Raw genomic sequence first — 22,892 nt, 5'->3', positions numbered from 1 at the left:
GGGGAAAACGAGAACGCCGGGAACTTAACTATTTTAAAATTCATAGAAATCCATGTGTTTTCTCTTACCGTACCAGATCAAAGTTGAACCCGGAATGGTTGCGGTCAAGCTCATCCAGAACAGTATTAACGATCAGACTGAGCAAATTCAGTGCACCTTGGTATCCAAGAACCGGATAACGGTGCATGTGATGACGGTCAAAGATCGGGAACCCCACCCGGATCAGCGGCACATTCGCATCCTTGGCTGCGAACTTCAGATGCGAGCTGCCGATCGCCAGATCCACCGGATCGTTCAGCAGCAATGAACGCATATGCCACAGGTCTTTGCCGATATAAACAGCGGCTTCCGAGCCGTACGGACTGGAGGCCAGCAGCGCCTCGGCTTCCTCCTTGAATTTCACATCATTAAAGTCCACATCCCCATTCGAGCAGACGATATGCACAGGCTCCATCCCGGTTTCCAGACAGAACCCGATGAGTCCAATGAGCAGGTCGGGATCACCGACCAGTGCCACCCGCTTGCCGTGAATGTAAGGGTGGCTGTCCATAAGGGCATCTACTACCCTGCCGCGTTCTTCAGTAAGCGATGCAGGCACCGGAAGACCTGTCAGCTCACTGATGGTATCCAGCAGCTTGTCGGTTCCTGTAATGCCGAGCGGTGTGGATATCGCAGCGATCGGCTGCTTCCAGGTTCCGCCGATATAATCCTGCGTCTTTTTGAGCGTGTATTTCTGCAGCGACAGCGTAGCGAGCGCGTTAGCGGCCAGAGGCACATCATCAAGCTTCGTTCCACCGTAATAATATTCGTATTCTCCCGTGGCCGGAGAGTCATAGTTGCCGCTGTGATCGCCAAGGAACGTATATTTGGTGTCAAAGGCATTCAGAATTTTGCGGATTTCCGCAAAGTTGCCGGTGTATGGCTCAAAGCCAAGCATAACATTCAGCTTCTCCCCCGTTTCTTCGCCGCTTCCCGGAGCAGCCTGGATGCCTGAACGGTCATACAGATAGCTGAGGATTCCTTTCAGCATCGAATCATACCCGGTGATGTGTGATCCGACAAAGCTTGGCGTGTTGCAGAAAGCAACCGGGAAGTCTTCCGAAATCACACCCTTTTGACGGGCATTGCCGATGAAGGAGGACAGGTCGTCACCGATAACCTCAGCCATACAGGTCGTACAAAGCGCAACCATCTCCGGTTTGTAGAGGGCAATGCTGTTCTCCAGCCCGTCAATCAGATTGCTCATGCCGCCAAACACAGCTGCATCCTCAGTCATGGAAGAAGAAACAGCAGGGGTAGGCTCTTTGAAATGACGGCTTAGATGGCTGCGGAAATAAGAATTGCAACCCTGCGAACCGTGCACGAAGGGCAAGGTCTTCTCGAAGCCGAGCGCGGCCATGATCGAGCCAAGCGGCTGGCAGGCTTTATGCGGATTGATGACAACCGCTTTACGGTTAAAGTTCTTCTCCATATACTCCGCGGATTGAGAGTAAGCAAGTGCTTCAGCCGTTTCCTGCTCGCTGCAGGGCGCTTCAAACTGCTTTTTATTTTCCCGCTGCTGCACGAAGCGGTCTTCCGAGAACAAAGAGTTATAATCCGGAATCTCCAGTCTGTCTTTGCTCATATGCTCGCCCCCTCTGCCTGGACTTTTTCCTTCTTGCTAATCAGATTCCACACCGGGCTGTTCACGGTCATATCCATGTCTTTGGCAAAAATTTTGAAGCCGTCGAAGCCATGATACGGACCGCTGTAATCCCAGGAGTGCATTTGGCGGAACGGAACCCCCATCTTGTGGTATACATATTTCTCCTTAACCCCCGAGCCCACAAGGTCAACATTCATTTTCTGTGCGAGCTCTTCCAGTTCATACGCCGTTGGATCATCCATAATGATCGTGCCTTCCTTCATCATCGGAAAGGTCTTCTCGTAATCATCTTTATGGGCAAATTCATAGCCGGAAGCCACGATGTCCATGCCGAGATCCTCATAAGCGCCGATCGTATGGCGGGAACGCAAACCGCCGATCATCAGGAGCACTTTTTTATTTTCCAGCCGCGGTCTGAATTTATGAATAATGGCATCCATTTCCGGTTTATGCTTCGCGATCATCTTCTCGCAATTCTCCTGGATCGTCTCGTCAAACAAAGCGGCGATGGCGCGCAGGCTCTCATACGTTTTGGAAGGGCCAAAGAAGTTGTATTCCATCCAAGGAATACCGTAGGCCTTCTCCATATGCTCAACCATGTAGTTCATGGAGCGGTGGCAGTGAATCAGGTTTAGCTTCGCCTTATGGGCGATTTCCAGCTCATTCAAGGTACCGTCGCCGGACCACTGGGCAATGACGCGAAGACCCATTTCTTCCAGCAGGATACGGGAAGCCCAGGCATCACCGCCGATATTATAATCGCCGATAATATTGACATCATAAGGGCCGGTTTCAGCCAGTTCAGCTTTGCCGAGCACGAAGTCACGGATTGCATCGTTGGCAATATGATGGCCCAGCGATTGGCTCACACCCCGGAACCCTTCGCAGCGCACCGGAACGATCGGCATCTCCAGCTCTTTGGCCATTTTTTTGGATACTGCTTCAATATCATCGCCGATCAGACCGACCGGACACTCGGATTGAACAGAAATCCCTTTGGCGAGCGGAAACATCTCGGTAATCTCACGCATAATCACTTCAAGCTTCTTATCCCCGCCGAACACGATGTCTGTCTCCTGGAAATCGCTTGTAATCTGCATGGCGGTAAAATTGCCGATCCCAAGCGTCCCGTTGGCATAGTTGCGGCGGGTCCCCCAGCTGTACTGGCCGCACCCGATAGGACCATGGCTGATATGAACCATATCCTTGATCGGTCCCCATACCACGCCCTTAGATCCTGCATAGGAGCATCCGCGTGGCGTCATGACGCCGGGACGGGATTTAATATTGGACTTCAGCGCACATGTGCCGCAGGTTTTCGCTTCTTCCGTATTGATCTGAAAATGCTTTTCCCGGTCTTTCTTCGCTTTTTTGGGGTAGGCTTCCAGCACTTCTTCAACCAGTTTTTTATTCGCCTCGATATCCAGTCCCATTTGCTGACCCTCCTTTTCGTGGTGCAGGAGGCCTAAGCCGCCTGCGTGGCTTCTCGTGCCACAATGAGCAATTCCGGTGAATCAGCCGTCTCTCCACTCCCGTTCACCGGATTTCGCGTAAACTCCCGCCTGCCGCTTATTGTCCGGAAGCCTGCAGCTTCTGGATGGCTGCTTCTTCGTCTTCGATGATGCCGAATTCCATCAGCAGTTCCTCCAGCTCTTCCATCGTAATTGGGGTCGGAATCGTCAGCATTTTATTGTTCAGAATCTTCTCCGCCAGGATTTCATATTCCTTGGCTTGAGCATGCTCCGGATTATATTGGGCAACGGTCATTCTGCGCAGCTCGGCATGCTGAACCACATTGTCGCGCGGCACAAAGTGAATCATTTGTGTATTCAGGCGGCGGGCAAGCTCCATAATGAGCTCGTCTTCACGGTCCGTGTTGCGGCTGTTGCAGATCAGACCGCCCAGTCTTACACCTCCGCTGGTGGCATATTTCAAGATACCGCGTGCGATGTTGTTGGCAGCGTACATGGCCATCATCTCCCCGGAACAGACGATGTAAATCTCCTGCGCCTTGTTCTCGCGGATCGGCATTGCGAAGCCGCCGCATACAACGTCGCCCAGTACGTCATAGGATACGAAATCCAGATCGGAATAAGCGCCTTCCTGCTCCAGGAAGTTGATTGCCGTGATGATCCCGCGTCCCGCGCAGCCTACGCCCGGTTCAGGTCCGCCGCATTCTACGTTAATGATGTCGCCGAAGCCGGTTTGCAGTACATCATCCAGTTCCAGATCCTCTACGGAGCCAAGCTCAGCCGCCAGATGAAGCACGGTTTGTTGAGCTTTGGTATTCAGAATGAGGCGGGTGGAGTCGGCTTTGGGGTCGCAGCCTACGATCATAATTCTTTGTCCGAATTTTGTAGCCAGCTGAGCCAGGGTGTTTTGTGAAGTTGTCGATTTACCGATACCGCCTTTACCATAGAAAGCGATTTGTCTCATTTTTCATCATCCCTTCGAAATGTTTATATTTTCAAAATAAGAGCTGTACTTGACGCTTTCGAGAATAGCTTCCTGTATTCCACCTTTGCGGACGAGAGGCAATACTCCGGCTTTGTTCAGGCTGACACGTGGGCCTTCGCCGATACCGGAGCAGAGAAGAATGCGGCAGTCACTAAGAATGGAGATGATTTCCTGCAGCGTGGCGGCTTTATCACCGTTGCAGTCTGCTTTGCCGTGGCAATACGCCTGGATCTTGCGGACACCGAGCAGCTGTACCTCTGCTCCGTCGGTATCGTACACCAGGAATTCGGTCGCATGCCCAAAATGCTGATTGACCTTGTCACCGCCTCTAGTAGCTACGGCGACTCTAATCTTGGGAGCATTCTCCTGCATGTGTCTTGCTCGCCTCACTTTGACGCGCTCGCGGATTTTGGCATCCAGATCATGTTGGAACTGCGCCCTGGCTGCTTCATTGATTGCCGGATCGTCCTCCATCGCCTCCAGCGGGAAATCCTGGTTGCGGTCCTGGCCCAGCAGTCCAATGGCATCGGCCCGGCATTGCCGGCAGTGGCGCATAACCTTCATGCCGTCACGCCCAAGCAGCTCCTGCAGATTGTGCAATTCCTTGGGACGGGGCGCTTTGCGTCCGTCCGCTTCATACTGGCTGCCCGGCGCGATAATCAGCGGAGTTACATTATGCAGTGTGGCCCCGAGCTCTTTTACTCTTTTGGACACTGCAGGCAGATGATGATCATTGACCCCCGGAATCATAATGGAGTTGACCTTAACCAGAATTCCGAGCTTCGCCAGCATTTCAAGACCTTGAAGCTGGCGGCTGATCAGCAGCTCCGCCGCTTCTCTCCCTTCGTACCGCACTCCCTCATCGAATACCCAAGGATAGATTTCGCGGCCGACATCAGGATCAACGGCGTTGATGGTGATCGTGACATGGCGGATGCCCAGCTCGATAATCTCATCCACATGACGGTAAAGTGTAAGTCCATTCGTGCTAAGGCATAAGGACACATCAGGCACATGTCTTTTGACCCGGGCAAACGTATCGAAGGTCTGCTCCGGATTCGCCAGCGGATCTCCAGGTCCGGCTACACCAACCACCGAGAGCTGCATAAGCTGCGCTGCAACCCCTTTTACCTTGCGTTCCGCCTGCTCCGGCGACAGCACCTCACTGACCACGCCCGGCCTGCTCTCATTCACACAGTCGAACTTGCGGTTGCAGTAATTGCACTGGATGTTACAGGCGGGAGCAACCGGGATGTGCATTCTGGCATAAAACCGGTGGGCTTCCTCGCTGTAGCAAGGGTGGCGGCTAATCTCCTCCTCTGCTTCATTTGATATACACGACGGCTGCATTAATTCCCACCTCCTAAAAGTTTTACGAGCATTACTTCCTTGATTTAGCTTCAAGTAAAACTCGCTTCGGAAGCATCCGCTTTGTTTTACGGAGCTTAACATCCTGAAATCTTTACACTTAGAAGACTTTAAGCATGATTGGAATTAGTATGTTATATTTCATAACTCCAAACTTACTCAACCGCTTTGATTAATCTCATAATATTTTCAAACCTCAACACCGTCAATTATGTTTAAGCTAAAATAGCCTTATTTTTCCTTATGTTTGCAGTTTCGTCATAACACATGTTAACTTACATAACATTTATGTATCATGTTTCCGTTTCCATCACAGTCATTTTTCATTGAGAATTAATTTCAGGAGGCATTGACATTATCCTTCGGGTCATATATGATACTTTTAGATCAATCCTGCAACCAATAAAATTTAATATATCCCGTAAAGGGGAGTAGCTGTTAAATAAAGTCGTCAATACGAGAATATGAGGATATTCTCCGGCTTTATTGGCAATGAACTATTGTTAGCGAGACCTTTACCAATCAGGTTACCTTTATTCCAAAGGATAATCTGTTTGGTAAAGGTCTTTTTTATATAAATTTGGTTACACTATTGGTATTGCAGGGTTATTTTTAATATGTTCATCCAAATGAGGGGGAAACAGCAATGGATTGGGGATTATTATTGGAGTATGGCTGGGTATTGCTCGTTCTTGTAGCACTGGAAGGACTACTCGCCGCAGACAACGCACTTGTCCTGGCAATTATGGTAAAACACCTTCCCGATGAGGAACGTAAAAAAGCCCTCTTTTATGGATTGGCAGGGGCGTTTGTCTTCCGGTTTGGTTCACTTTTTGTCATCTCGTATCTCGTCGATATCTGGCAGGTACAAGCCATCGGCGCACTCTACTTATTGTTTATCGCGGGGAATCATATTTTCCGAAAAGTGCTGTTCAAGAAGCCGGTCACTGACGAAGCTGCTGAGAGCGGCTCATCGGCTGCTGTCGATAAGAAGAAAAGCGGCTTTTGGTTTACAGTATTAAAGGTTGAAGTTGCTGACATCGCTTTTGCAGTCGATTCCATCCTCGCAGCGGTTGCCCTTGCGGTAGCACTTCCACCGAGCGGACTGGGCCACATCGGCGGTCTTGACGGCGGACAGTTCCTCGTCATCTTCGCTGGCGGATTTATCGGACTGATCATTATGCGTTTCGCGGCTTCCTACTTTGTCAAATTGCTGCATTCCCGTCCAGGCCTTGAAGTTGCTGCCTTCTTCATCGTCGGCTGGGTAGGGGTTAAGCTTGCAGTGATTACCCTGGCTCACCCGTCGCTGGGTGTTCTGTCAGAAGACTTCGCCCACAGCACCTGGTGGAAAGCGACCTTCTATGTAGTGCTGGTTATCATTGCTGTTACGGGATGGTTCATGAGCAGCCACAAAGTTGAAGAGAACGTTGGAGAAAATCCGGTTAAAGAAGTGGATAAACAGCTTGGTAAATAAGTAATGAGCTATCTCTTTAACCGATGTCAAAGACCGGTCCGGGGGTGCAGCTAACACGCTGCACTCCGGACCGGTCTTTTGTTGTGATTAACGATCCTCTAACACCCAGTTGCCTGACGTCACCTGAACCTTCCACTGCTCCCGGAATTCCTGCGGCGTAAAGCCGACCGTTTTTTTGAAGAAACGGAAGAAATAATGCTGATCGCTGAACCCGAGCTGAGCTGAAATTTCATGCATTTTCAGGGCAGTCCCCAGCAGCAATTCTTTGCTGAGCTCCACTTTCTTCTCCAGGATGTAGTCAGATATGCCCTTGCCGGTCATCCTCTTATACCAGCGGGACAAATAGGACGGATTCAGCGAGACTTCCTGGGCAATTCGGGTCAGCGACAAATCGTAGGCGAGATGAGATTTGATGTACTGGTGGATTACGGATAGAATATTGGATTCATCATGTCTATGGAAAGCGCTTCTGCTGGAAATGATCCATTCAAAAAAAGCCTGGTAAAAGGATATGATCTCCGACCAATGCGAATGGACATTAAAATGCAGCATCCGTGACAAATCCATTTCATTGCGTGCCGCGTCCATCAGACCCAGCTCCTGCAAAATCTGCATCAAACTGCTGCTGATGCCCGACAACAGTCTCAATCTCAGAAAAGGGTCCTCCGGGCCACACTCCCCGCATACATCCACCCATTTGCGAAAGGAATGACTCCAATCTGCATCCCCTTCCTGCAATCGCTGCTTCAAATAATCCAGCAGCAGGTCCGCCGACGCGCCTATGTTCTGCACCTGAACTGGGCTCGGACCGGCATCACTTACATTAATCTTCAGCAGCTTCTCCATCCCAAGGCCCGGACTTCCATAAATGGCCAGCCTCAGGCGGTTTATGGCCGAATTCAGCTCATACCAGGCTACAGGCTGCTCACCGGCAATAATGGACACCGACATTTGCAGACATTTACCACAGGCTTGCTGTACGGATTCCATCGTCCCGTGAACGAAACGTAGCGTTTTGGGCCACAGATCCTTCTCCCGCATCATTCCGGCAAATCCTTGCTTCAACTGAACAAAACAGGCAATCGTTCCCGCGTCCAGATCAATCGCCTTCACTTCAGCCTTGTCGCTGAACAGCTCCTCGGCAATATTGGCAACCGCATAACGAATCAGGCTCCTGTCCGAAGCGGTTTCGACATTGCGCCAGGCTTCAATCCGCAGAATCATCGGCAGCACCTGCCCGCCAGATTGGAACGGCAGCTGTATGGCATCAAATTCATCCTGCAGAGCTTTCCCTTCCACCCGTTCGGTGCGTCTCAGAATGTCCAGCAGTGACTGCTGCTGCAGTTGGGGCAGCGCACGGGGCAGCTTATCGCGGAACCACCGGGTCTGTGAATAATAGTTCTCCTCTTCGGAGATCTGTTCCAGTGTCTGGATAACAGCTGCACGAATCTGATCCATTCCTTCGGTCTTGAGCAGATAGTCCACCACGCAAGGATTGCGGATCGCCTGATGCGCATAGTTGAACTCGTCATGGCCCGTCAGCAGAATCACCTTGCAGCGCGGCCAGCGGTCAACAATCTCCTGAATAAGCTGCATACCGTCCATTCCCGGCATACAAATATCACTCAGCACAATATCTATCTTGACGGTGTTCAGCCAGTCTATAGCATGCTCTGCTGAGTACACCTTGATAATTTCCAGATCGGCGAGATCCGCCTTAGCAAAAAATTCATACAGCCCGTCCAAAATAATCGGCTCATCATCCACGATCATCATTCGCTGCATCCGTACTGCCTCCTGTCATCGGTATGATAACCTTTACACCAAGCCCGCCAAGCTGGCTTCTCTCCACCTTCAGGCCAAATGGAGAGCCAAATTTAATGCGTAATCTCTGGTTAACATTGAGTATTCCGGTAATTTCAACCTGGTTCACTTCCTGAAGGGTCAATTGGTTCTGCAGCCGTTCAAGCTTGTCTTCACTCAGTGTCCCGCCATTATCTTCTATTTTGAGGACCAGCCTGTCTCCGGACTGTTCATAGCTCATTCTCAGCAGCCCACCGCTGCTCTTATGCTGAAGCCCGTGCTCGAACACATTTTCGATAATCGGCTGCAGCAGAACACGCGGAACCTTGATCCCTCTGCAAGTTGGCATGAGTTCCTCTACCTCGGCTTGAACCCTCGACCCGAAACGGATCCGCTGAATAGCCAAATAGACCAGCGCATGATCAAGCTCCTGCTGCAAGGTGACTTCCTGGGCGAAATCCCGGGTCATATAACGGAAATACTGACCCAGATAATCGGAAAATTCTTTGATTAGCTCGACGTTCTCCACTTCAGCCATCTGCTTAATACTGAACAAGCTGTTATATAGAAAATGCGGGGTAATCTGTGATTGCAAATGTTTGAGTTCTGCCTCTCCCGTACGGATGCGCTGCACATAATTCTCTTCTATCAGGGTATGGAGATGCCTCAGCATCTCGTTAAACCGGGAATATAGGTAGCCGAATTCATCCCTCCGGGAATGGGTGATGTATAATCCGGTCTGCCCTTGTTCCGCTTTTTTGAATCCGCGGACCAGAATAGACATCGGACGGTGAATCGTCCTATAGGTCCAGAAGGAGAATAGAATAACAATGATGACAGAGACGACCATGAGCAGCTGCAGCAGCCGGGTATACACCTGAATGGGCTTCATCAGCACGGTATCGGAAATGTTGGTGGTCAGCCTGAAGTTATTGCTGCGGTCATATAATGAATAATAGAAAGAGTTGTCAATTCGTCTGCGTTCTATACTTACGGCATCTTCACCCGGCTGCGGCGCAACGCCCTGCAACAATCTCGGTGTTTCCTCTGAGGAACTCAGAACATATTCATTGCTGCTGCCAAAAGCCAGCGTGATGTCATTGCCGCCCGATGCTGCAAATTCTTTCAGCCGGCGCTTCAGCTCATCCGAGGACAGTTTTACCCCCAACAGAAAATTCGGCGGAAGATTGCTGTCCAGATTAAACGGGTTGCTGCGCAGCAGATATAATTCATTCTTATATTTGGATAAAGCCCCGTTCAGATTCCCCATCGTTCCGAGAAGACTTTGCCATTCCTCTTTGGTAACATCCCGGATTCCGTCCATGGCGCTGACTCTCTTCTTAATTTGCGGTACATAATAGACAACATCACTGATATAAGGACTTGTCTCTTTAACTTGCTTGAGTTTGGTATGAATTTCATTCAGATTGAAATCGACTTCATAGCGGGTCATGATCGGAATACGGGTACTGAAGGTGGAAAAGGCCTCGTCCAGCGAATACTCTGTAACCAGTGCGGTCATTCTCTGCAGCTCAAATTCCAGATGGCTGTAGTAGAAATGCAGCTTGGATTCATTCGCCCGCTCCACTTCAGCCTGCATTTGGTTGGAGCTGTAGTAGGTAATGGATACGCTAATCGCGCACAACGGCAACATGACCAGCAGGAAAGCGCCGATCAGCTTCACCACAATGGAGTTGGGGTTCCAGCGGAGAGACAATGATTTCATTAGAAACAACCTCTGCATTATAAATTGGCACGAAATGGCTTCGCCTTCCTTCCGGACGATAGCAGTCAAAGCAGGAAATATAAAGGCGATTTGCTGAGTAAAGCGTATACATTTTTTTATTTTTAACAAGGAGCCTGACCGGCTCCCTGCTTATCCTCTCTATTCTATCCTTTTACACTTCCTACGACCAGTCCATGCACAAAGTAACGTTGCAGGAACGGATATATCGCCAGGATGGGTAGAATCGATAAAAAGATCTGAGCAGCCTGGGTTGTTCTGTCGGAGATTTGATCCAGCAGCGCAGCTTGCTCAAAGGTCACATTCTCCGTTAGTACAGAGGCCTGCTGAAGCATAGACTGCAGATAAGTAGCCAGCGGATAATGCTCCGGACTTCTCATATAAATCATCCCATCAAACCAGGCATTCCAGTGGCCAACCAGAGCGAAGAGCGTCACAGTCGCAACACTGGGCAATGATACTGGAAGATATACACTCCAGAGTGTGCGCAAATGCCCTGCCCCGTCCATCCACGCGGCCTCCTCCAGCTCCTTCGGCAGCCCTCTGAAGAAATTGAGCATCAGAAGCACATTGAAAATGGGAACCGCCCCCGGCAATACGAGTGCCCAGACACTGTCGAGCAGCCCCATCTCTTTGACTATCAAATACCCGGGGATCAACCCACCGCTAAACAGCATGGTGAAGACAAAAATCCAGGCATATGCCGTCCGCGAGCGGAACGTCACCGCCTCTTTGGACAGCGGATAGGCCACCAGAATAGTGAAGAGCAGGTTGACGGATACGCCAAGTGCAACCCTGAGCAGGCTTGTTCCGAAAGAGCGGATGAACTGGTGGTTCTCCAGCATGTACCGGTAGGAGGAAAAGGTAAAGTCAACCGGCCACAGCGTTACACGGCCAGCGTTAACTGCGGCGCTTGAACTGAAGGAGATGGCCAGAATATTTACAATAGGAAACAGACAGAGCAGAGCCAGTACAGTAAGAATTACATAATTGGAGCGAAGAAACCAGCGGTAAGCTGTTGAAGTATGATGCATACAGTCCAAGTCCTCTCTCTAAAAAATCCGGTATTTGGCAAAATGGTAGGCGAGATAATAACCAAGTCCGATAAATACAAACGAAACCACGGATTTGATCAATCCGAGTGCAGTCGACACGGAATATTGTGCCTCCTGCAGGCCGATCCGGTAGATCATCGTATCCAAAATATCGCCTGATTCATACACCAGCGGATTGTACAGATTGAACACCTGGTCAAAGCCGCCATTCAGGACATTGCCCAGGCTGAGCGTCAGCATCAAAATCATTATCGGGCGGATGCCGGGCAGCGTGATATGCCAGGTCTGCTTCCATCTGCCGGCGCCGTCTATAACAGAGGCTTCATACAGGGACTGGTCTATGCTGGTCAGGGCGGCCAAATAAATAATTGTGCCGAAGCCGAATTCTTTCCATTGATCCGTGATCACCAGAATATAGGGGAACCAGGTGTTATCGGCCAAGAATTGGATCGGCTGCACTCCGAATGCCTTCAGCAGCATGTTGACGATCCCACTGCTCGGAGACAGTACATCCACAACAATCCCGCCAAGAATAACCCAGGAGAAAAAATGCGGCATATAAATGATGGTCTGAATGGACCGTTTAAAACCGCCTTTCCTTACTTCGTTAAGCAGCAGTGCGGCAATGACCGGCACGGTCAGTCCGGCCACAATCTTCATCACAGAGATAAAGATAGTATTCCACACCACCTGTCTAAAACCGGGCAATTCAAATAAATACCGGAAGTTCTCGAGCCCGGTCCACGTAATCTTCCGGAAGCCGGAAATCGGTGAAAAATCCTGAAAGGCGATCACAAGTCCCGCCATCGGGACATAACTAAAAATTAGGATCAGCAACAAGGCCGGTAATATCATTAAATGAAGCGGAATGTTGCGGATGAATTGCTTGGGATTAAAATGCATCTGCTGTCTCCTCCTTGTATCTTGATTATAGAACAGCCCATTTTTGTGTTTATAGTGGAGCCTGTTGACATTAAGTATCTTATATTGACCTCGCAAGTCGGAATGCAAAACGGGACTGCCCCGGTGACATTCTCATGTCCTTGAACAGTCCCGTTATGCTATCACAACCGGTTAGTTTCCTTTTATGGCCTCATTCACTTCCTGGGTGATCTGATCTCCGCCTAGCTTCTTCCAGTTCGCCACAAACTTGTCGAATTCGTCAATGGAGAGGCTTCCGTAAATAATCTTCACGAAGGTTTCTGCCCGCAGTTTATCCAAGGTCGCCTGCTTGCTGTTCATGGTTTTGGTCGGAGCATAGATGAATTCGTTCATCACAATCAAATCATTATCCCGGTAGTGCTTGATTACGGACTGCGAGCTCAGGGGTCCAAAGATCCGTTCTATATGCCACTTATCCAGATCCCCGTCGCGGTAGGCCAGAATATCATCATAGAATAATTTGGCCTCCAGCCCCATCTTGGAGGTATCACCACTCTCAAGCACTTCTTCCACCTCATCCTGCGCTTTCACGTTCTTGTTCGGCGGCAGATTGGCAACAACTGCGTTCTGGAAGCCAAGCCCTGTATCGCCGTTCAGGTATTTCGCCCGTTCTGTTGCGGCCGACTCGCCAAACATTTTCTCAGCCTGGAAGTTAAGCAGCTTGACCAGCGCCTCGGGATGCTCATAGCCCTTGCGGATGGCAAAAATGCCGCCCAGCCCAAGATGGTTCTGTGTCTTGGCAGGCTGGTCATCAATCGATTGCACCGGATAAGGAACCCAGTTCACGTTCGGATCCTTTTTAATCATATCCTTGACCTGGAAAGGCGCCCACTGAGGGAGGAACATGATCCCGGCTTTGCCCGCATTGACATCCTCCATCGCCTTGGCGAAATCCTTCACTCCGAATTCCGGATCAATTACACCCTCTTTGTACAGGCGCTGCAGCTCGCCAAGTCCTGTCTTCACCTCAGGCTGCACGGTTCCGTTAACGATATCTCCCTGATCATTCTTGATCCAGGTTTCCAGGTAGGCATGATAGCCTAGCAGGAACCCGTTAATCGGTAGATCCTTGTTCAGTGAAATACCGTAGGTATCCTGTTTCCCGTTGCCGTCCGGATCCTTAAACGTAAAGTCTTCAGCAATCTTGATAATATCCTGGAGCGACTTCGGCTCTGACAGTCCTAGCTTATCCAGCCAATCCTTGCGGATCCAGACCATATCCGAGGAATCCAGCGATCCGCCGAAGCTTACCATGGCATACAGCTTACCATCTTTGGTGACAGGCTTAAGGCCTGCGCCGTCTTCTTCACTGTAGTATTCTTTTACCAGATCCGAGGCATATTTGTCGTAGACATCCGTCAGATCCTCAAGCATTCCCGCTTCATGCAACTGTTCGAACTGCACCATGTTCACTTTCAGCAAGTCCGGTAAATCGCCGCTTGCCATCGTAACGTTCATTTTGTCATTATAATTGGCATCTGCTACGATCCAGTCATAGCTGACTTCAATCCCGAGCTCGTCCTTGTATCCGCGCGTCCATATATTGTTGGCATGGGTATCTCCCTGCGCCAGAGTCTCTTTACCAGTCTCATTCATCGTAGAGCTAAGTTTGATCGGCGGATCATATTTTGTCAGCGGCCCACCTTGATCTTCGGTCTTGGCCGGGCTTGCCGGCTCGCCGGAAGCACTATTCTCCCGATTGTTTCCGTTCGCGCAACCACTAAAGATCAATGATAAAGCAATGGCCGTTGCCACTATAGGCAAGCTTTTTTTCTTGTTCCCCATCTCAGAACCTCCCTTGTATTCTACCTCTCTATTGTATAAAGAAAGCGCTGACACTGGCGAGTGGAATGCATTTACATTCGGTATCTTTCCTTTACCTTTAAGTAATCCTTTTTAATAAAACCATAAACAAGCCGGCAGGGCCAGTAATTGATCACCCTTACTATAAAAAAGAAGACTGCTCCCTCGCCGCTTCCTTGGCTGGGGAACAGTCCTCTTCATTATAAATAAGCATAAATTAAATCAGGTGCAGAGAGCCTGCCTCTGCCGTTACGCAGCAGAAGCAGGCTCTTCGAATAGCTTCTATTATACGATAGGCTGATCAAGCTTGCCCTGCAGTTCCACCATTTTCATGATAACAATGGCAGCCTGCGCCTTGGTTACAATCTGCTGTGGGTTGAACTTTCCGTTCTCGCCCTCCAGCAGTCCAAGCTTCACGGCAAGCGCCACCGCACCTTTATAGTTGATAGCTGCGCTATCGCTGAAGCTGCTTACGACGGCATCATTCGCGAGGAAGCTGGAAAGCTTACCATACTTCAGAAAAAAAGACAGCTGGACAGCCAACTCTTCGCGGCTAAGCTTGCTTTCCGGCCGGACCACGGTATCTCTGCTGATCCATCCGCGGTTTACGGCATAGTTTATGGCATCGTAATATGGACTTTCGGGACTCACACCTGCCACCGTTTTGCTCTCCGCACCCGAATAGCCCTTGTAATAGGTTGTCGATGCGTCTGCAATCAGCGTCCACCAATCCCCGGTTGATATTTCCTGGTCTGGATTTACTTTGCCGCCTTCATCCGGAGTAAGCACTTTGTATTTCAGCAGCTCGGTCAGTTGTTTTTCGGCAGGGTGCCCTTTCAGGTCGACCGCTTCACCAGCAGTAGCTGTCCGTCCGTTACGCTCGTAGAGCGAAACCCATTTCCCCGAATTGGCATCCAGCACCTTACTCATCTCACCGGTGTCAGCCGTGAGCGGGTCATATACCAGCTTCACTGTCGAATCAACAATGCCGCCATTACCAGTATTTCCGCCTAAACGAACAAACTGCAGCTGCATGTCATACTGGCCAAGATAGCTTTGCAGCGCTTCCGCCCTGGAGATTGCCGGAGCCGGCACTTCTGTGAGCTTCGTATAATCTAAACTGCCACCGGCAGTATAGGCTTGAAGTCCACCGTAAAGATCAAGTTCAATAGAAATATTATTGCCGCTTACAGGTATGCCCTGATAATAATTTATAAATTCATAACGGTACCCCTTCCCGTCCGGCTTCACGCTCCATGTTCCGCCATGTTCAACCAGTTTAAGATTGCTGCTTGCTTTATTGTACATACGGTTGACTAGGGCAAGTGCCTTTTGCTTAGCTTCAGCCGGGGTCAGCTTCTTGCTGCCTGCGGGAACGGGCTGCGTCTTAACCTCTTCACCATACATGTACTGTTCCATTTGGAACTGGGTAATCTCGCCTGTAACCGCATTAATTTCCGCGTAGGAATGGTGCGGCATTCCCGATTGCATCCCCTCCGGATCCGCTCCCCACGTCAGCATCCAGACCTTCTGATCCAGCCGCTGGTAAGCGGTGCTCTTCACTTGTCTGATCAGCTTGCGGTCCTCCGGAAGGGTAGCCACCTTCTCTACCAGTTTGACCGCTTCCTCAACAGTAAGCTCTTTGCCGGAAGCAAGCGGCTGGAAGACCTCTTTGCCAAGCGGAACGGTCTCATGGGATACGGGAATGGACGAAGCTTCCTTGCCTTCGTTGTCCAGTCTTTTCCCCGTATGAGCATCAATCGAATACAAGGCCTGCTCTTCCGCCTTCCAGCCAAGTATCCAGCTTGCTACGTTTCCATTCTTGTATACCGGAGTATAGTACAGTCCGACATTAAAGTTATCCGTGAAAGTCTTCTTCGCTTGTTCCTTGGAGATAGCCGGCTTGGCAGACGGAAATGCCTGCACTGCGGACATTTTGTTGAAATTGATTACCTCCCCATTCCCATTGATGCCGATGATTAAATCATCCGCAAGAGAAGGTATCCCGTTCCTCAGCATATTGAAATTAAAAGAATATTGGACGGGACCAAAAAGCACTTCACTGCTCAAATCTGAAAATCTCGATTCTACCAGCTGAATCTTTTCACTCTTCAGCGAGGGCATTGCCGCGGTAATAAAACTTCGTGCTTTCTCCAGAGCCTCCGCCCGCGAGAGCTTGGGAGGATAATAAGCGGTATCATCCACAAGGGGGAAATTAATATATGTATTGATCAGATCCCCGGTGATGGCATCAATGATGCTGGAGAACCCATATCCCCCGCTGTCAACCTGATATTCCCATTCGATGGTCCATGCCATCTGCGTGGTGCCAGCTGAATAGTAATCGTTGTTGCCTAACTGAACACGGGTGACGTTTGCATTTTTTAGAACAGGGAAGAGCTCGCGCATTTTGGCAACGGCCTCATCCTGTGTGATTTTGGCTAGGGCTGCATCCGCCCTTGCGGAACTCGCCGCTGTTCCGGCACTCTTTGCCTCGGCTGATGCCGCAGGCGGCACTAAGCCGGATTCCGCCGAAGCAAACCCGGCGGGCAGCAGCAGCGCAAGCGCTACTGTAGTAATCAATGCCGCTTTTGCGGTCTGATGAATAAACTGATTGCTGTTGCTGTTCAAAAGTCATCCTCCTCAAAGTTTTGTAGCTTTGCGTCTTCGAATAAACACCCTCTAATTATAAAGATAAATAGATATTTTTTCCATATTGTATTTGCGACAGGAAGTTACAGCAACTGCATAAAATCACCGCCCGCGTATAAAACGATATAAAAAACCGGCTTCCCGAAGGAAGCCGGTAATAACGTTATAATTGGAAAAGTGAGCTTTAAAAACAGATTAAACCTTACTTAGTCAGTAAATGGAATATCAGCCCTTGGCAGCAGCTACAACTATTTCAATCCAATTGTTCTCCGTTCGTAGCGATAACATTTTTATACCAATAAAATGATTTCTTCTTGGTGCGCTTGAACGACCCGTTTCCTTTATCATCCAAATCGACGTGAATAAAGCCATAACGCTTTTTCATTTCACCCGTTCCGGCAGAGACAATGTCTATACAGCCCCAAGGTGTGTAACCTAACAGATCCACATGATCAATTTCGATAGCATTTTTTATTTCTCTGATGTGATTTTTTAAGTAGTCGATACGTTCATCATCATGAATACTTCCATCTTCTTCAACTTTATCTATATTGCCCATACCGTTTTCTACAATAAACAAAGGTTTCTGATAGCGGTCATACAGCTCATTCAATACAAAGCGCAGGCCTTTGGCATCAATTGGCCACCCCCACGGTGTTGTTTTAAGAAACGGGTTAGGAGAACCTTGTTGACCACCAGTTGTCGTTGTGTTAGGTGAATATCGATCAAATACGGTTGTACGGTAATAGGAAAAAGCTAAAAAGTCAGAAGTATACTGTTTTAGGATTTCTTCATCGCCAAACTCTGTTTTTAATTCGAAATTATATTCATCAAAAATGGCTTGGGCATAATTCGGATAATACCCCCTTAAAATTACATCCGAGAAAATTAACGCCTTTCTTCTAAATTCATAGGCTCCAAAAACATCATCTGGATGACAGGTTGCTGGATAGATCCCTGATAATGCCAACATGGCTCCCATCCTAAAATCAGGATTAATAGTCCGGGCCAGTTTATTAGCTAAAGCCGAAGCCACCATAAGATGATGGATAGATTGTAATTTGTCACCTGCATCAGCGAGTGGAGTTTCACCTTGATTAGAATGGGTTCCTTCCTTGATATTATTTGAAGCTAACCCTAAGGTCCAATAACCACCAAGCACATTCACTTCATTAATTGTCACCCAATATTTCACTTTGTCTTTCCACCGGATAAATATAGTTTCGGCAAACCGTAAATAGAAATCAATCAGCTTTCGATTGGTCCAGCCACCATAGGTATCAGCAAGATTGAGCGGCATATCAAAATGCAATAACGTTACTAGAGGTTCAATGCCATACTTCAGCAATTCATCGATAACATTGTCATAGAATTCCAATCCCTTTTCATTAGCGGTTTCATCATCCCCATTCGGAAAAATTCGCGTCCAGGAAATTGATAATCGATAAACTTTAAATCCCATTTCCGCAAATAAAGCAATGTCTTCTTTGTAGTGATGGTAGAAATCCGTCGCATTATGACTTGGGTAATAGTATCCTTCTTTTAAGATGCCTTTAGCTCCAATAGGTATGCAGGCACCTTGGCCAATCTCACCTTCCCGGCCATCGGGAAATTGATAAAATATTTTGCGCGGAGAATCCTTTGTCCCGTCAGTCATCAGGTCAGAAACGGCCAATCCTCGGCCTCCCTCCTTGTATCCTCCTTCATATTGGTTAGCTGCAGTTGCACCACCCCACAAAAAACCCTGTGGAAATCCCATGCTGTTACCTCCTTCATTTTATCAATCTAATGTTCTCCATTAAGTTAAAACGCTTTCAGTTTCGATACTGCGGTTATCCTGTTCTTCTTTATATTTCTGATTATCTAAAACTTTGAAGAACGGGAGGTAGATAAGAATTGCAACAACGAAATTAACCAGTTGCAAGACAATTCCCGAGATACTTTGGGTAACCAAATATCCTGAGATAAATAACGGCGTTGTTGGAGGCGGCAATGCTCCGATGGGTTTGGCCACGATTCCTAAAGACATGGATAAATAAGCAAGTAGCACAGTAACGATTGGAGTAAGGAGAAATGGAACTAACATCACCGGATTCAGTACAATCGGCAGTCCGAACAGGACGGGTTCATTGATGTTGAATAAGCTTGGCCCAATACCTATTCGTCCTATTTGCTTCATCTGCTTACTTTTGGAAAAAAGGAACATTAAAACAACAAGACTTAGAGTGGTACCTGCGCCACCCATCCATATGAAAAATTTGAATTCTGCCGTAGCAATATTCTCAAGAGGCATGCCTGCAGAGAGAGCTGAGGCATTGGCTGCTGACAACTGAAGCCAGACGGGCAACATAATAGTGCTGCCAATAATAGAAGAACCATGCAGACCTACAGCCCACAATAAATTGGCAAGTAAGAAAACAATAATAGTACCAATTAAGCTTGTCCCAACAGCAGTTAAAGGTTCTTGGAGAAGTTGGGCCACAATTCTGTGAACGCTCTCAAAAGACGTGAAATTCTCAACGAGTAAGCGAATTGCGACAACGCTCATGACCGCTACAAACCCCGGAATTAGTGCTGTAAAGGATCTCGCAACTGTTGGCGGAACTCCATCCGGCATTTTGATAACAATATCCTTTTGGACAATTTTGCGGAAAATTTCGGTTGTCAAAACGGCAATAATCAATCCTACGAACAATCCTTGACTGGTGAAAAAAACAACATTCACTGCTGTGGTGGTCACATTATCCACCGTAAAGGTTGAATTCGGTGTGATAATAAAAAACGAACATAAGGCTACAATACCAGACGATAACGGATCGACTTTATAACTCTCCGCTAATCGGTATGCCACTCCAATAGTAGCAATTAATGCGATTAGGTTAAATGTGCCACCGTAGGGATACAACAAAGCGGTTTTGATTCCTGGATGAGCGGTTAAATAATCTAAATAGGCTGGAATTGGCAGATAGGCCAGGATTAAGAACACCGAACCTATAATAATAAATGGGATCGTCAGGACCATTGCATCACGGAGTGCAGATAAATGCCTTTGTGCAGCTATTTTCCCCGCAACAGGCATTATCTTTTCTTCCAGGAAGGCTGTTATTTTAGCCATGTGTGTTACACTTTCCTTTCTTGAAAAGGGATGTTTTACAGTGAAGGGTTTATCTAATTAGAACGCTTATATAGTTCAATCATTTCTGTAACAAGCAGTGAAATGGTTTCTACACTCATGAGCTGGTCTTCAGCATGAACAAGAATCAGGGAGAATTGAAGTTGTTCACCATTTGCTTCTCTTTTGATTAATGATTTATGCATTTTATGCCCTTCTCTAAAAAGCTGCTTTGATTCTTCTAATTTTTCTTCTGCTACTTTATATTCTCCCTCTTTTGCTGCATAAAGCGCCTCCATGATTAAGCTTTTAGCTGCGCCTACGTTGCTAATGATGTTAAACGCCACAGTATAGTATTCCTCTTTCACTTCATCTACCATTACTTACTACTCCCCTCGTATCTCTATTTGCCCGCAATTATTTGTAATGCTTGTTCAAGTACTTTTTCACCGTTCATCATACCGTAATGCATCATATCAATAGCTTCAACCGGAATATTTTTATCGGCTAATTTAGTGTCTAATTGTTTTTTCATATATTTCACCTGAGGACCTAATAAGATGACGTCCACCTTTCTTTCTTGCAATGTAAGTTCAATTTCATTAACTGGCTTCGCAAAAATATTAGCTTGTATCCCTTTCTCCTCAGCTGTCTTTTGCATTTTAGTTACTAATAAGCTTGTACTCATCCCTGCATTACACGCTAACATGATTGTATTCATAATCGTTCTCCCCCTTTAATGCTTTTGTATTTACTGACAACCTCAGTCTATCGCTAAACCGCTTTCTTTTTAAGCCGGCCTTTTTCCAAAAACAATAGGAAACGTTTGTGGTGTAAAAACACTGCTTGTTATTTCAGTTTAATAACTGCATGATTTCTTCCACGGAGTCCTTAACGAGAATTTGCTCAACGATCTCCTTGTCCTCTACAAGTGAACCGAGTTTCTTATACATGTTTTCTAAATCGACAGTATTTCCTTCTTTTATATTCAACAAACAAATCAACTGCACCATCTGCTTATCGTTCCATCGGATAGGACGTTTCAGCGTACAGAGGGTCCAGAACGTTTCTGTCGTCACGGGCAGGGTAGGATGGGGAATGGCTACCAGATTACCAAAACTTGTTGGAGCCAATGCCTCCCTTTCTAATACTAAGGATTCATAATGATCGGGTACAAGGCCTTGTTTAACCAGCTCATCACTTAAAAAATGAATGACACTTTCCTTCGTTGTTAATTCTTTTTTCACAAATACCCGGGATGGATCAAGAAAAGCAGAAGCCCCTCCCTGCTGCTCTGAAGAGGACAAGAGGTGGCTGATCTGCTTTAGATCCTTATCATCTAAAAAGGTTTTTACGACATGGACAGGTACCCCTATATTTTCCTTGATAGGAACGGTACTGATAATAAAATCAATAGAAGACAGGTCGGTTTCTGCTAATTTATAGTAGCTGATGGTATTTACAATCTGTATCTTATTTTCATATAAATTAATCAAGCGGTAATACAGTAATTTCGCGCTACCGACCCCTGATGCACACACAAGAATAACTCTTTTTATCTTTTTGTTTTTATTCTTCATTCTTTCTAAAGCCACGCCAATATGTAAAGCGATAAAAGCCACCTCATGCTCTCCAACCTCTACCTCCAAAAAGTTGTTAATACACTTACTGGCGATAAGCGCTCCTTCAAAGGCCGCTGGAAAATTCACTTTGATGTCATTTAACAAAGGGTTTCTAATATTCATTTTGTACCTAATTCTGTTCATCGCAGGCCTAATGTGAAGGGTTAGTGCTTGAATGAATTCAACGTCCCCATTAAAATCCCAATTGGACTCGTTTTGTAATCTATTCAGCATACATCTTACAATGGATCCCACTTCATCCAAGTTGCTGTACTCTGACAAACTTTCTTTAGGAAGCAACTTTGTCCCAACCAGATGGATAATAACATAATTGATCTCCGAATCAGGAAATAACAGTCCTGTAAAGTCTTCTATTTGTTTGACAATTTCCTGAGTCACTATTTTTTCGAAAGGATAATCTTCTTTTAGATGTACTGACGGATTATCAATCAAAAATCCCTCTTCGATCCGCTTGCAGGCAATAATTAAGTGAATGGCGAGGTTTTCTAAAGATATATCGGATATTTCGATTTTGTATTTGTTTACTTTATCAACGAGTATTTCTTTTATTTGTCGGTATGCCTCTTTGTCAAATAAATTAATGCTCGCGTGAGCGGGACCGATTCCTTCTTCTCTTTTGTATAAATAATTTGCCAAACATATTCGCTTCATAAATTCATCCCCCTCTATATACAGACCGTAATGGGGGCGGTTTACTATACTCAGGTTGTATTTCTCCAGTATTTTACGCACTTCTTTTAAATCGTTTTGTATGGTGGATTTAGAAACGAACATTTCATCTTCAACCGTCACTAATTTTATATAGTCATTTTTCAACAAAAAACGGTTCAACAAATAAAAGACCCTGTTCTCTTGTTCAGAAAAATCAATTGCAGTATGACTGGTCTCATCATTACTTAGCTCACTAAATTGTTGATAAAATAAATCTATATCGGTAATTTTCACTTCGAATCCTTTGCCCCTGATCAGTTCTATTCTTAGCCCTAACGGGACACAGTTCTTTTGTAAATCCTTCAAGTCATTCCGGATGGTTCGATCACTCAAATTTAATTCTTTGGAAATCCAAGCTGCTGTAACCGGCCGATTCGAGTGTATTAGGTATAGGAGGATTTGTTTTTGGCGTTTTGATAACAAGCTATTCCCTCTTTCTTGAAAAAAATATAATGAGGATGGCAGTATTATTTTAGAATTTAC

16 protein-coding genes are annotated in these 22,892 nt (G+C 47.1%); 1 reads left to right on the top strand and 15 read right to left on the bottom strand.

Going from position 1 to position 22,892, the window contains the following annotated elements; translation table 11 throughout:
* Positions 1 to 64: 64 nt before the first annotated feature.
* The 4 genes from nifK to nifB form a co-directional block, all read right to left on the bottom strand.
* Positions 65 to 1,624 carry a nitrogenase molybdenum-iron protein subunit beta gene (nifK, locus tag NYE29_RS16370; protein ID WP_340896782.1) on the bottom strand — a complete coding sequence of 520 codons (1,560 nt, stop codon included), beginning with the start codon at positions 1,622 to 1,624 and terminating at the stop codon, positions 65 to 67.
* Positions 1,621 to 3,078, bottom strand: coding sequence for a nitrogenase molybdenum-iron protein alpha chain (nifD, locus tag NYE29_RS16365; protein WP_340896781.1), 1,458 nt, complete (start codon positions 3,076 to 3,078; stop codon positions 1,621 to 1,623). Before nifD ends, nifK begins: the two co-directional genes overlap by 4 nt.
* 136 nt (positions 3,079 to 3,214) lie before the next feature.
* Positions 3,215 to 4,081, bottom strand: a complete 867-nt coding sequence (nifH, locus tag NYE29_RS16360; protein ID WP_038595941.1) for a nitrogenase iron protein — start codon at positions 4,079 to 4,081, stop codon at positions 3,215 to 3,217.
* 6 nt (positions 4,082 to 4,087) lie between these two features.
* Positions 4,088 to 5,452 carry a nitrogenase cofactor biosynthesis protein NifB gene (gene nifB, locus NYE29_RS16355; protein WP_340896780.1) on the bottom strand — a complete coding sequence of 455 codons (1,365 nt, stop codon included), beginning with the start codon at positions 5,450 to 5,452 and terminating at the stop codon, positions 4,088 to 4,090.
* A 664-nt stretch (positions 5,453 to 6,116) separates the two neighbouring features.
* Between nifB and NYE29_RS16350 the strand changes: the two genes are divergently transcribed.
* Positions 6,117 to 6,944 (top strand): TerC family protein, encoded by an 828-nt coding sequence (locus NYE29_RS16350; protein ID WP_076110770.1) that lies wholly within the window; start codon positions 6,117 to 6,119, stop codon positions 6,942 to 6,944.
* Between the two features lie 87 nt (positions 6,945 to 7,031).
* Here the strand turns inward: NYE29_RS16350 and NYE29_RS16345 are convergent, their stop codons facing one another.
* The 11 genes from NYE29_RS16345 to NYE29_RS16295 form a co-directional block, all read right to left on the bottom strand.
* Positions 7,032 to 8,729, bottom strand: coding sequence for a response regulator (locus NYE29_RS16345; RefSeq protein ID WP_340896779.1), 1,698 nt, complete (start codon positions 8,727 to 8,729; stop codon positions 7,032 to 7,034).
* Entirely contained in the window at positions 8,704 to 10,473 is a 1,770-nt protein-coding gene (locus tag NYE29_RS16340) for a sensor histidine kinase (protein WP_340896778.1), read from the bottom strand. The genes NYE29_RS16345 and NYE29_RS16340 overlap by 26 nt, the downstream gene beginning before the upstream one ends.
* 164 nt (positions 10,474 to 10,637) lie before the next feature.
* Entirely contained in the window at positions 10,638 to 11,525 is an 888-nt protein-coding gene (locus NYE29_RS16335; protein ID WP_340896777.1) for a carbohydrate ABC transporter permease, read from the bottom strand.
* Between the two features lie 18 nt (positions 11,526 to 11,543).
* A complete protein-coding gene (locus NYE29_RS16330; protein WP_340896776.1) occupies positions 11,544 to 12,449 on the bottom strand; it encodes an ABC transporter permease in 906 nt (301 codons plus the stop codon).
* 171 nt (positions 12,450 to 12,620) lie between these two features.
* Positions 12,621 to 14,273, bottom strand: coding sequence for an extracellular solute-binding protein (locus NYE29_RS16325; protein WP_340896775.1), 1,653 nt, complete (start codon positions 14,271 to 14,273; stop codon positions 12,621 to 12,623).
* 303 nt (positions 14,274 to 14,576) lie between these two features.
* On the bottom strand, positions 14,577 to 16,922 hold the full coding sequence (locus NYE29_RS16320) for an S-layer homology domain-containing protein (protein ID WP_340896774.1): 2,346 nt from the start codon (positions 16,920 to 16,922) through the stop codon (positions 14,577 to 14,579).
* A gap of 274 nt (positions 16,923 to 17,196) precedes the next feature.
* Entirely contained in the window at positions 17,197 to 18,702 is a 1,506-nt protein-coding gene (locus tag NYE29_RS16315) for a glycoside hydrolase family 1 protein (RefSeq protein ID WP_340896773.1), read from the bottom strand.
* Positions 18,703 to 18,741: 39 nt separating this feature from the next.
* The gene (gene celB / locus NYE29_RS16310; protein WP_340896772.1) at positions 18,742 to 20,058 is read right to left on the bottom strand and encodes a PTS cellobiose transporter subunit IIC; all 1,317 of its coding nucleotides are present in this window, start codon (positions 20,056 to 20,058) and stop codon (positions 18,742 to 18,744) included.
* 53 nt (positions 20,059 to 20,111) lie between these two features.
* Positions 20,112 to 20,435 carry a PTS lactose/cellobiose transporter subunit IIA gene (locus tag NYE29_RS16305; protein WP_340896771.1) on the bottom strand — a complete coding sequence of 108 codons (324 nt, stop codon included), beginning with the start codon at positions 20,433 to 20,435 and terminating at the stop codon, positions 20,112 to 20,114.
* 23 nt (positions 20,436 to 20,458) lie between these two features.
* Positions 20,459 to 20,776 (bottom strand): PTS sugar transporter subunit IIB, encoded by a 318-nt coding sequence (locus NYE29_RS16300; protein ID WP_340896770.1) that lies wholly within the window; start codon positions 20,774 to 20,776, stop codon positions 20,459 to 20,461.
* Positions 20,777 to 20,909: 133 nt separating this feature from the next.
* Entirely contained in the window at positions 20,910 to 22,832 is a 1,923-nt protein-coding gene (locus NYE29_RS16295; protein WP_340896769.1) for a BglG family transcription antiterminator, read from the bottom strand.
* Between the last annotated feature and the right edge of the window lie 60 nt (positions 22,833 to 22,892).

Origin of the sequence: Paenibacillus sp. FSL M7-1046 (assembly GCF_038007405.1) — a bacterium.
Classification (GTDB): domain Bacteria; phylum Bacillota; class Bacilli; order Paenibacillales; family Paenibacillaceae; genus Paenibacillus_AQ.
The sequence above is the reverse complement of the archived record's forward strand: the minus strand, read 5'-3'. Positions and strand labels throughout refer to the sequence as shown.

What these genes read in the sequence shown, in the direction of transcription:
- celB (WP_340896772.1), bottom strand. Translation starts at nt 20,058, where the DNA reads ATGGCTAAAATAACAGCCTTCCTGGAAGAAAAGATAATGCCTGTTGCG.
- NYE29_RS16300 (WP_340896770.1), bottom strand. Translation starts at nt 20,776, where the DNA reads ATGAATACAATCATGTTAGCGTGTAATGCAGGGATGAGTACAAGCTTA.
- nifD (WP_340896781.1), bottom strand. Translation starts at nt 3,078, where the DNA reads ATGGGACTGGATATCGAGGCGAATAAAAAACTGGTTGAAGAAGTGCTG.
- NYE29_RS16315 (WP_340896773.1), bottom strand. Translation starts at nt 18,702, where the DNA reads ATGGGATTTCCACAGGGTTTTTTGTGGGGTGGTGCAACTGCAGCTAAC.
- NYE29_RS16345 (WP_340896779.1), bottom strand. Translation starts at nt 8,729, where the DNA reads ATGCAGCGAATGATGATCGTGGATGATGAGCCGATTATTTTGGACGGG.
- NYE29_RS16335 (WP_340896777.1), bottom strand. Translation starts at nt 11,525, where the DNA reads ATGCATCATACTTCAACAGCTTACCGCTGGTTTCTTCGCTCCAATTAT.
- NYE29_RS16350 (WP_076110770.1), top strand. Translation starts at nt 6,117, where the DNA reads ATGGATTGGGGATTATTATTGGAGTATGGCTGGGTATTGCTCGTTCTT.
- NYE29_RS16340 (WP_340896778.1), bottom strand. Translation starts at nt 10,473, where the DNA reads ATGAAATCATTGTCTCTCCGCTGGAACCCCAACTCCATTGTGGTGAAG.
- nifB (WP_340896780.1), bottom strand. Translation starts at nt 5,452, where the DNA reads ATGCAGCCGTCGTGTATATCAAATGAAGCAGAGGAGGAGATTAGCCGC.
- NYE29_RS16330 (WP_340896776.1), bottom strand. Translation starts at nt 12,449, where the DNA reads ATGCATTTTAATCCCAAGCAATTCATCCGCAACATTCCGCTTCATTTA.
- nifH (WP_038595941.1), bottom strand. Translation starts at nt 4,081, where the DNA reads ATGAGACAAATCGCTTTCTATGGTAAAGGCGGTATCGGTAAATCGACA.
- NYE29_RS16305 (WP_340896771.1), bottom strand. Translation starts at nt 20,435, where the DNA reads ATGGTAGATGAAGTGAAAGAGGAATACTATACTGTGGCGTTTAACATC.
- nifK (WP_340896782.1), bottom strand. Translation starts at nt 1,624, where the DNA reads ATGAGCAAAGACAGACTGGAGATTCCGGATTATAACTCTTTGTTCTCG.
- NYE29_RS16325 (WP_340896775.1), bottom strand. Translation starts at nt 14,273, where the DNA reads ATGGGGAACAAGAAAAAAAGCTTGCCTATAGTGGCAACGGCCATTGCT.